This is a genomic window from Pseudomonas sp. SJZ103, from assembly GCF_007828335.1.
GTDB lineage: Bacteria > Pseudomonadota > Gammaproteobacteria > Pseudomonadales > Pseudomonadaceae > Aquipseudomonas.
On record NZ_VIUN01000006.1, the window covers coordinates 316,181 to 325,648 of the forward strand.

Sequence of the window (9,468 nt, forward strand, 5' to 3'; positions counted from 1 at the left end):
GGATTAGACCAGCTTCTCCAACTCAGGTACGGCTTCGAACAAGTCCGCCACCAGGCCGTAATCGGCCACCTGGAAGATCGGTGCTTCTTCGTCCTTGTTGATCGCGACGATCACTTTGGAGTCTTTCATACCGGCCAAGTGCTGGATCGCGCCGGAGATACCGACGGCGATGTACAGCTGTGGCGCAACGATCTTGCCGGTCTGGCCGACCTGCATGTCGTTGGGTACGAAGCCTGCGTCGACGGCCGCGCGGGAGGCGCCGACCGCAGCGCCGAGCTTGTCGGCCAGGGCGTACAGGTGCTTGAAGTTGTCACCGTTCTGCATGCCACGGCCGCCGGAAACGACGATCTTGGCAGCAGTCAGCTCAGGACGGTCCGACTTGGCCAGCTCTTCGCCGACAAAGCTGGACGTGCCAGCGTCGTGGGCAGCAGCAACGGCTTCAACGGCAGCCGAACCACCTTCAGCGGCAACCGGATCGAAACCGGTGGCACGCACGGTGATGACTTTGACGGCAGCGGTCGATTGCACGGTAGCGATGGCGTTACCGGCGTAGATCGGGCGCTTGAAGGTGTCCGCGCTTTCTACCGAGATGATCTCGGAGATCTGGTCAACGTCCAGCTGTGCGGCAACGCGTGGCAGGATGTTTTTGCCGTTGGAGGTGGCGGCAGCCAGGATGTGGCTGTAGCCAGCGCCGAGCTCTGCTACCAGAGGGGCGACGTTTTCCGGCAGTTGGTGAGCGTAAGCGGCGTTGTCGGCCAGCAGTACTTTGCTCACGCCAGCGACTTTGGCTGCGGCTTCAGCCACGGCGCCAGCGCCTTGACCGGCGACCAGTACGTGGATGTCGCCACCGATTTTAGCGGCAGCAGCAACAGTGTTCAGGGTGGCCGGGGCCAGCACCTTGTTGTCGTGTTCAGCGATTACCAAGATAGTCATTTTTAGATTACCTTCGCTTCGTTTTTCAGTTTCTCGACCAGTTCAGCCACGGACTTGACCTTGATGCCTGCGCTGCGTGCAGCCGGCGCTTCGACTTTGACGGTCTTGTTGGTGGAGGCGGTGGAAACGCCCAAAGCATCCGGAGTCAGCACTTCGAGAGGCTTCTTCTTGGCTTTCATGATGTTTGGCAGGGACGCGTAGCGCGGCTCGTTCAAACGCAGGTCGGTGGTGACGATGGCCGGCAGTTTCAGGGAAACCGTCTGCGCGCCGCCGTCGATTTCACGGGTCACGGCAACGTTGTCGCCGCTCACTTCGACTTTCGAAGCGAAGGTGCCCTGGCCATAACCGGTCAGTGCAGCCAGCATCTGGCCAGTCTGGTTGTTGTCGCTGTCGATCGCCTGTTTGCCGAGGATCACCAGTTGAGGCTGTTCCTTGTCGACAACGGCTTTGAGCAACTTGGCCACGGCCAGGGAGGTCAGCTCTTCAGCGGACTCGACCAGGATAGCGCGGTCGGCACCCAGTGCCAGGGCGGTACGCAGCTGCTCTTGAGCAGTGGTCGGGCCGATGGAAACCACAACGATTTCAGTCGCCACGCCTTTCTCTTTCAGGCGTACGGCTTCTTCCACGGCGATTTCACAGAAAGGGTTCATCGACATCTTGACGTTAGCAAGGTCGACGCCGGAATTGTCCGCCTTGACGCGAACTTTCACGTTGTAATCGACAACGCGTTTGACAGCTACAAGAACCTTCATGGATTCCTCGTTACTCTCCGGTGAAAAGAAAGTCGCCTAGGCGAACCTGGCGGTTGATGCTCATCGGCACACAAGGGCACCTCCAAAAACGGCGGCGAATGACCTTGCTCACGGGAAATGATGACCGTTCGTCAGTGGTGACTGGGAGGTCATTCTTTATCGCGGCGTGTAAACTGCGCGCTATCAATTAAACGCGCGTCACCTGTTTTGCCTTTGCCGTGCTTTTGGACGTGCTCTTGAAACCTACAGTCTGCCTACGGTCTGTGCAAAACCGACCGTATATTGACCGGAACGCCTATTCTGGTCAATACGGCAAAATGGCCAGTCATAAGCCGCGTTGCTTTGATTTACCTAGCCTGCGGGCAATTCAAACAAACGTTTGTATTGGACGCTGACAGTGGTCTATATATAATGCGCCACCTAGAGAGACAGGTGGGTCATCCCCTGCCGTTGCGCACGGCGATGACGGACACGACACCGAACCTCCACCCATTAGAAAAAAAAGCCTGTTGAGCCTTGAGTAGGAGATAGCCTGTGGAACGCGAATACATGGAATTCGACGTGGTCATCGTCGGCGCTGGCCCGGCGGGCCTGTCTGCCGCCTGCCGACTGAAGCAGAAGGCCGCCGAAGCCGGTAAGGAAATCAGCGTCTGCGTGGTCGAGAAAGGCTCCGAAGTGGGCGCACACATCCTTTCCGGTGCCGTGTTTGAACCACGTGCCCTGAACGAACTGTTCCCGGACTGGAAGGAACTCGGCGCCCCGCTCAACACCCCCGTGGTGCGCGATGACATCTATGTGCTGCGCAGCAGCGAGACCTCCACCAAGGTGCCTGACTTCTTTGTGCCCAAGACCATGCACAACGAAGGCAACTACATCATCTCCCTCGGTAACCTGTGCCGCTGGCTGGCCCAGCAGGCCGAAAACCTGGGCGTGGAAGTCTACCCAGGCTTCGCCGCCCAGGAAGCGCTGTTCGATGAAAACGGCGTGGTGCGCGGGATCATCACCGGCGACCTCGGCGTTGACCGTGAAGGCCAGCCCAAAGAAGGCGTCTACACCCCGGGCATGGAACTGCGTGGCAAGTACACGCTGTTCGCCGAAGGCTGCCGTGGGCATATCGGCAAGCAGTTGATCCAGCGTTTCAACCTGGACAGCGACGCCGACGCCCAGCACTACGGCATCGGCCTCAAGGAAATCTGGGAAATCGACCCGGCCAAGCATCAGCCAGGCCTGGTGGTACACACCGCCGGTTGGCCGCTGGACATCATGAGCAACGAGAACACCGGTGGCTCGTTCCTCTATCACCTGGAAAACAATCAGGTGGTCGTCGGCCTGATCGTCGACCTGTCCTACAGCAACACCTTCCTGTCGCCGTTCGATGAGTTCCAGCGCCTCAAGCACCACCCGGTGCTGGCCCAGTACCTGGAAGGCGGCAAGCGCATCAGCTACGGCGCACGCGCCCTGGCCAAGGGCGGCATCAACTCGTTGCCGAAGATGGTCTTCAAGGGCGGCGCGCTCATCGGCTGCGACCTGGGCACCATGAACGTGGCCAAGATCAAGGGCAGCCACACCGCGATGAAGTCCGGCATGCTCGCTGCCGATGCCGTGGCCGAGCGCCTGTTTGCCGACTCCGAAGGCGGCGATGAGCTGACCAACTACGTCGACAGCTTCAAAGCCAGCTGGCTCTACGAAGAACTGTTCGCCAGCCGCAACTTCGGCCCGGCCATGCACAAGTTCGGCCCGATCATCGGCGCCGGCTTCAACTGGTTCGACCAGAACATCCTCGGCGGCAAGATGCCGTTCACCCTGCACGATACCAAGCCGGACTACGCCTGCCTGAAGCTGGCCAAAGACAGCCAGAAAATCGACTACCCGAAACCCGACGGCAAGTTGAGCTTCGACAAGTTGAGCTCGGTGTTCATCTCCGGTACCAACCACGAAGAAGAGCAGCCGTGCCACTTGAAGTTGAAAGACCCAAGCATCCCGATCGGCACCAACCTGCCGCTCTACGATGAACCGGCGCAGCGCTACTGCCCGGCCGGCGTGTATGAAGTGATCACCAAGGAAGACGGCGAGAAGCGCTTCCAGATCAACGCCCAGAACTGCGTGCACTGCAAGACCTGTGACATCAAGGACCCTTCGCAGAACATCACGTGGGTCACACCGGAAGGTGCGGGCGGGCCGACTTACCCGAATATGTAACGCAAACGAGGCTCCCAAATGGGAGCCTTTTTTATGGCCCACAGCTGGATTGTGCTTTTACCTGAAATGACTATGCAGCCCGCTCTTCGCCAGGGTTGCGCTCGAAGTAGCGCTTGTACTCGCGACTGAACTGCGACGTACTCTGGTACCCCACGCTGTGCGCCGCCTGCGCGACGCCCATGCCTTCCACCAGCAGCAACTGCTGAGCCTTGAGCAAGCGCAAACGCTTCAAGTACTGCACCGGCGACAACAATGTGCAGCGTTTGAAATGCTCGTGAAACGTCGACGCACTCATATGCGCATACCCCGCCAACGTCTCGATATTCAGCGGCTCGGCGTAATGGGCATGCAGGTGGTTCAACGACGTGGCGATTCGCGAGAACTGCCCTTGCTGTTCCACCAACGCACGCAGCACATCGGCCTGGGGGCCGCGCAAGGCGGTGAACAACAATTCGCGCACCCGCGCCGGGCCCATGATCCGGCTTTCCAGTGGATCGTGCAGGCACTGCAGCAGCCGCTCGACGCAGCCGCGCATGGTGTCATCCAGGACCACCGAACTCATTGACTCCAGGGTTTGCGCGGTCGGCGGCGGCCCGGCCTGCATGCCCATGGCGATCACCAACTCACCCAGCACCACGCGGTCAATGCCCACGGTCACCCCCAGCAGCGGCGCACCGGGCGCCATGGCGAATGTCTCGCACTCGAACGGCACCGGCATCGCCTGGATCAGGTAGTGCCCGGCGCCATACTCCAGCGTACGCGGGCCCAGGTAGGCGACCTTGCTGCCTTGGGCCACGAACATCAGGCTCGGCTCGTAGATCTGCGGGCCGCGCGCTACGTCGCAACTGGCACGCAGTACTTGCACGCCCGGCAGGTGGGTCGGGGAGAAACCGTCGCGGGACGTCAGCCCCTCGATCAGGGAAACCAGCGTGGCGTTGGCATCAAGATGGCGGGTCAACAGCATGGCAAAAAACTTCGCGAAAAAGGGATGAGATCATCATCGCAGGTCTGGCGACCAATGAATCCAAACAAGGGACACTGCCGGACGAATAGGCATGAGACTCGGAGCAATCACCATGGCCGTTTCAGGGGGTGGTGGGGAGAATGGCCCGCCTCATCTGTCAGTGCTTTTGCGAGGTTTTTTCCATGTATACCGCCATCGGTTATGCCGCCCAGTCGGCCACCACTCCCCTCGCCCCCATGTCGTTTGAACGCCGCAGCCCGCGCGCCGATGACGTGGCCATCGAGATTCTCTACTGCGGCGTGTGCCACTCCGACATCCACCAGGCCCGTAACGAATGGGGCATCGCCGTGTACCCGCTGATGCCGGGCCACGAGATCGTCGGCAAGGTCACTGCCGTCGGTGCCAGCGTGACCGCGCATAAAGTCGGCGACCTCGTCGGCGTCGGCTGCATGGTCGATTCGTGCCGCCATTGCGAAGCGTGCAAATCGGATCTGGAGCAATATTGCCTCGAAGGCCCGACCATGACCTACGCCACACCGGACCGCGTCGATGGCAGCAACACCATGGGCGGCTACTCCGACAGTATCGTGGTCAGCGAGCACTTTGTGGTGAAGATCCCGGCCAAGCTCGACCTGGCCAGCGCTGCGCCGATCCTGTGCGCGGGCATCACCACCTATTCGCCGCTCAAGCACTACGGCGTCAAGGCTGGCGACAAAGTCGGGATTCTCGGCATGGGTGGCCTGGGCCATATGGGCATCAAGTTCGCCAAGGCCATGGGCGCGGAAGTGACACTGTTCACCCGCTCGGCGAGCAAGGCTGAAGAAGGCCGCCGCCAGGGTGCCGACCATGTGATCGTGTCCACCGATGCCGAACAGATGAAAGCCGCCGCCGGCAGCTTCGACTTCCTGCTCGACACCATCCCGGTGCAGCACGACCTGAACCCCTACCTCGACGTGCTGCGCTTTGATGGCGTGCACATCCTGGTTGGCCTGATCGAGCCCGTGGACCCACCGGTCAACGCCGCCAAGCTGGTATTGGGGCGTAAAGTGCTCGCCGGTTCCTTGATCGGCGGTATTGCCGAAACCCAGGAAGTCCTGGATTTCTGTGCCGAACATGGCATCACCTGCGACATCGAAATGCTCGATATCCGCCAGATCAACGAGGCCTATACCCGCATGATCGCCGGTGATGTGAAGTACCGCTTTGTCATCGACATGGCAACCTTGAAGGTCTGATCAGACTTTTGCGCCCAACTCCGCTGACAGCCGCGCTGCGACCTGTTTGATCACTGGGATCAGCTCGGCCATTTTCTCCAGCGGCATGTAGGGCACGGTACTGGCGATGCTGATGCCGGCGACGATTCGTCGGCTGGCATCGCGCACCGGTGCCGCCACGCAACGGATCGATGGTTCGTTGTCTTCCAGGTCGAACGCATAACCCCCCACCACATACTCACGCATGCGCTGCTCGAACTGCGCCCAGGACTGTTCTGGATGCTGCGGCCATTGCAGGTTTTTCCCACCCGCCGGCAGGCTGGTCTCGTACAAGCGCTGCCACTCTTGCACCGAGTCATCCAGCAGCATCGCCTTGCCCACGCCCGTGCGTGCCAACGGCATGCGATGGCCGACCCGCGAACGCATTTCCGGGCCGTTGCGGCCAGGGTTCTTGTGCAGGTAAAGCACGTCGTCGTATTCGCGAATGGCCAGGTGAATGGTGTCGCCGGTCAATGCCGACAACTCATCCAGGTACGGCACCGCCAGGGTCACCAACGGCAGCTCTTCGCGCGCCTGAAACCCCAGCTCGATCAACTTCGGCCCCAACAGGTAACCGACTTGCGGTACCACGCGCAGGTAACGCTCCTCCACCAGACAACTGGCCAAGCGGTGCGTGGTGCTGCGGGTGGTGCCGATGCGCTTGGCGATCTCTTTCAGATCCCGCGCACCGGCCGCCACCGCCTGCACGACGCCCAGGCCACGCAGCAGGGTCTGGGTGCCGGTGGGGGCTGCGTCTTTGACGGGGGTGTGGGCGTTTTCCTGCATATCGGGCCTATAGGTATGAAAGCGGAGGCATTATGGCAAATACCGCCCCTCAATACAGTGGCGATCCAAAAGTGGGAGGTGTTCGGTCTAGCGCTGCTTCATACGGTCGATGATGACCGCCAGCAACAGGATCGAACCGCGGATCACGTACTGGTAGAAGGTGTCGATGTTCTTCAGGTTCATCGCGTTCTCGATGATCGCCAGGATCAGCACGCCGGCAATCACATGGCGGATCATGCCGATGCCGCCGCTCAACGACACCCCGCCCAGCACGCAGGCGGAAATCACCGTCAGCTCGAACCCCTGGCCGATCATCGGCTGGCCCGAGGTCATGCGTGAGGCGAGGATCACCCCGGCCAGCGCGCCGATCAGGCCGTGCACGGCAAAGATGATGATCTTGGTGCGATCAACGTTCACCCCCGCGAGCAACGCCGCTTCCTGGTTCCCCCCGATCGCCATGGTGTTGCGCCCATAGGTGGTGTAGTTCAACAGCCAGCCAAAAAACACAAAGCACAGCACAGTGATGATGATCGGCACCGGCACGCCCAACAGTTGGCCGTTGCCGAATACGAAGAAATCCTCGTTCATCACCCCCACCGCTTTGCCGTTGGAGAAGATGTAGGCCAGGCCGCGCACGATCTGCATGGTCGCCAACGTCGCGATCAACGCATTGATACGCAGTTTGGCGATGACAATGCCGTTGATCAGCCCGACGACCAGGCCCATGGCTAATGCGGCCGAGACACCCAGCACCACACTGTCGGTGTCGCGAATCACGATCCCCGCCACCACACCGGCGCAGGCGATGACCGAGCCCACCGACAAGTCGAAGTGCCCCGACGCCAGGCAGAACAGCATGGTGCAGGCGGCGATGCCCACGGTGGAAATCGCCAGGCCCAGGCCGCGCATGTTCAACGGCGAGAGGAAGTTGTCGATAAACAGTGCGCTGAGCACAAAGATGCCCAATGCCGCCAACAGCATCACCCAGTCATCGAGAAACCTGCGCTGGTTGAAACCCGGCCAGAAGCCCTTTGCAGTTTTTACCTGAGACATGCCTACACCCTCTTATTCTTTAAGCCCGCGAACGCGGGAGTGCCAGTTGCAGCAGGCGTGCTTCATCCGCTTGATCGCGGCTCAGTTCGCCGGTCAGCGCGCCTTCGCTCATCACCAGGATGCGATCGGAGATGCCCATCACTTCCATCAGGTCGCTGGACACCACGATCACCGCAATGCCGCTGGCGGCCAGGTTATGAATGATCTGGTAGATCTCCGACTTGGCGCCGATGTCGATGCCACGCGTCGGCTCATCCAGCAGCAGCACCTTCATGGGCATCGACAGCCAGCGGCCAAGAATGGCTTTCTGCTGGTTGCCGCCGGACAGGTACATGATCTTTTGCGCGGCGGTCGGGGTTTTGACTTTCATTGCCTTGATCTGCTGGTCGGCATTGCCCTTCTCCCAGCCATCGCGCAGCAGCCAGCCGAACGAAGAGTGGGCTCCACGCGCGCTGATATTGATGTTCTCGGCGACGCTGGACAGCGGAATAATGCCTTCCTTCTTGCGGTCTTCCGGGCACAGCAGCACACCGGCGGCGATGGCGTCGCGGGGTGAGCGCAGTTGCAGGGCCTCCCCGCATAACTCCAGGCTGCCGGCACTGGCGCGCTCCAAACCGCTGAGCAAACGGAACAACTCCGTGCGCCCTGCCCCCACCAAACCGAACAGGCCAAGGATTTCGCCTTTGCGCACCTCAAAACTGATCGGTTCACGCAAACCCGGGCCCAACAAACCGTCCACCTTGAGCGCCACCTCGCCGTGCTCACGCGGGCGGTAGTCGTAGATGTCCTGGATGTCGCGACCGACCATGCAGGTCACCAATTGGTCGTGGGTCAACGCACTCATGTCGTCAAAGGTACGCACGTAGCGGCCGTCCTTGAACACCGTGACCGCGTTGCAGATGCGGAACACCTCTTCCATGCGGTGCGAGACGTAGAGCACCACTTTGCCCTCGTCCCGCAGGCGCGTGATGATCGCCATCAACCGGTCGATCTCCCGCGCCGACAGGCTGCTGGTCGGTTCGTCGAAGGCGATCACATGGGCGCCACGGGACAGCGCCTTGGCGATTTCCACCAGCTGGCGCTGGCCCAGGGACAGGCGGCCGAGTTTTTCCTCGGGGTCGATTTCATCCGCCAGGCCCTTGAGACAAGCCAGGGCCTGCTTGCGCAGCAGGCCCCGGTTGACCACGCCGAAGCGCGATGGCAAATGCCCGAGGAACAGGTTTTCGGCGACGGTCATTTCCGGCACCAGATGCAGCTCCTGATGAATCACCGCCACGCCGCTGGCGATGCTGTCGGCGGCGCATTTGAACGCCATGGTCTGCGCGCCGATCTGCACGCTGCCGCTGCTGGGGATATAGGCACCGCCCAATATCTTCAGCAGCGTCGACTTGCCCGCACCGTTCTCGCCCATCAGGGCGTGCACCTGCCCCGGGTGGGCGGTGAAGCTGATGCCGTCCAGCGCCTTGACCCCGGGAAAGGTTTTGCCGATAGCGTCAAAACGCAGGGCCGCAGCGGTCATTTCCACAGC

At 60.9% G+C, this 9,468-nt stretch carries 8 protein-coding genes; 2 read left to right on the forward strand and 6 right to left on the reverse strand.

The window, feature by feature from the left end:
* Nucleotides 1-3 precede the first annotated feature (3 nt).
* Nucleotides 4-933 carry an electron transfer flavoprotein subunit alpha/FixB family protein gene (locus FBY10_RS16400; RefSeq protein WP_098478899.1) on the reverse strand — a complete coding sequence of 310 codons (930 nt, stop codon included), beginning with the start codon at nt 931-933 and terminating at the stop codon, nt 4-6.
* A 2-nt stretch (nt 934-935) separates the two neighbouring features.
* The gene (locus FBY10_RS16405; RefSeq protein WP_065924817.1) at nt 936-1,685 is read right to left on the reverse strand and encodes an electron transfer flavoprotein subunit beta/FixA family protein; all 750 of its coding nucleotides are present in this window, start codon (nt 1,683-1,685) and stop codon (nt 936-938) included.
* A 534-nt stretch (nt 1,686-2,219) separates the two neighbouring features.
* On the opposite strand from FBY10_RS16405, the gene FBY10_RS16410 reads away from it, so the two are divergent.
* The gene (locus FBY10_RS16410; RefSeq protein WP_131699731.1) at nt 2,220-3,884 is read left to right on the forward strand and encodes an electron transfer flavoprotein-ubiquinone oxidoreductase; all 1,665 of its coding nucleotides are present in this window, start codon (nt 2,220-2,222) and stop codon (nt 3,882-3,884) included.
* Between the two features lie 70 nt (nt 3,885-3,954).
* On the opposite strand, the gene FBY10_RS16415 is transcribed toward FBY10_RS16410, so the two are convergent.
* Complete coding sequence (locus FBY10_RS16415) at nt 3,955-4,848, reverse strand: AraC family transcriptional regulator (protein WP_131699732.1); 894 nt, start codon at nt 4,846-4,848, stop codon at nt 3,955-3,957.
* A 182-nt stretch (nt 4,849-5,030) separates the two neighbouring features.
* Here FBY10_RS16415 and FBY10_RS16420 point away from each other — a divergent pair, with 182 nt between their 5' ends.
* Nucleotides 5,031-6,083 (forward strand): NAD(P)-dependent alcohol dehydrogenase, encoded by a 1,053-nt coding sequence (locus tag FBY10_RS16420; RefSeq protein ID WP_131699733.1) that lies wholly within the window; start codon nt 5,031-5,033, stop codon nt 6,081-6,083.
* On the opposite strand, the gene FBY10_RS16425 is transcribed toward FBY10_RS16420, so the two are convergent.
* The 3 genes from FBY10_RS16425 to araG all read right to left on the reverse strand — a co-directional run bounded on the left by FBY10_RS16425 (nt 6,084) and on the right by araG (nt 9,459).
* Nucleotides 6,084-6,887, reverse strand: coding sequence for an IclR family transcriptional regulator (locus FBY10_RS16425; protein ID WP_145337045.1), 804 nt, complete (start codon nt 6,885-6,887; stop codon nt 6,084-6,086).
* Nucleotides 6,888-6,974: 87 nt separating this feature from the next.
* Nucleotides 6,975-7,940: an L-arabinose ABC transporter permease AraH gene (gene araH, locus FBY10_RS16430; RefSeq protein ID WP_145337046.1), complete on the reverse strand. Its 966-nt coding sequence runs from the start codon at nt 7,938-7,940 to the stop codon at nt 6,975-6,977.
* A gap of 19 nt (nt 7,941-7,959) precedes the next feature.
* A complete protein-coding gene (gene araG, locus FBY10_RS16435) occupies nt 7,960-9,459 on the reverse strand; it encodes an L-arabinose ABC transporter ATP-binding protein AraG (protein WP_145337052.1) in 1,500 nt (499 codons plus the stop codon).
* Nucleotides 9,460-9,468: the final 9 nt, after the last annotated feature.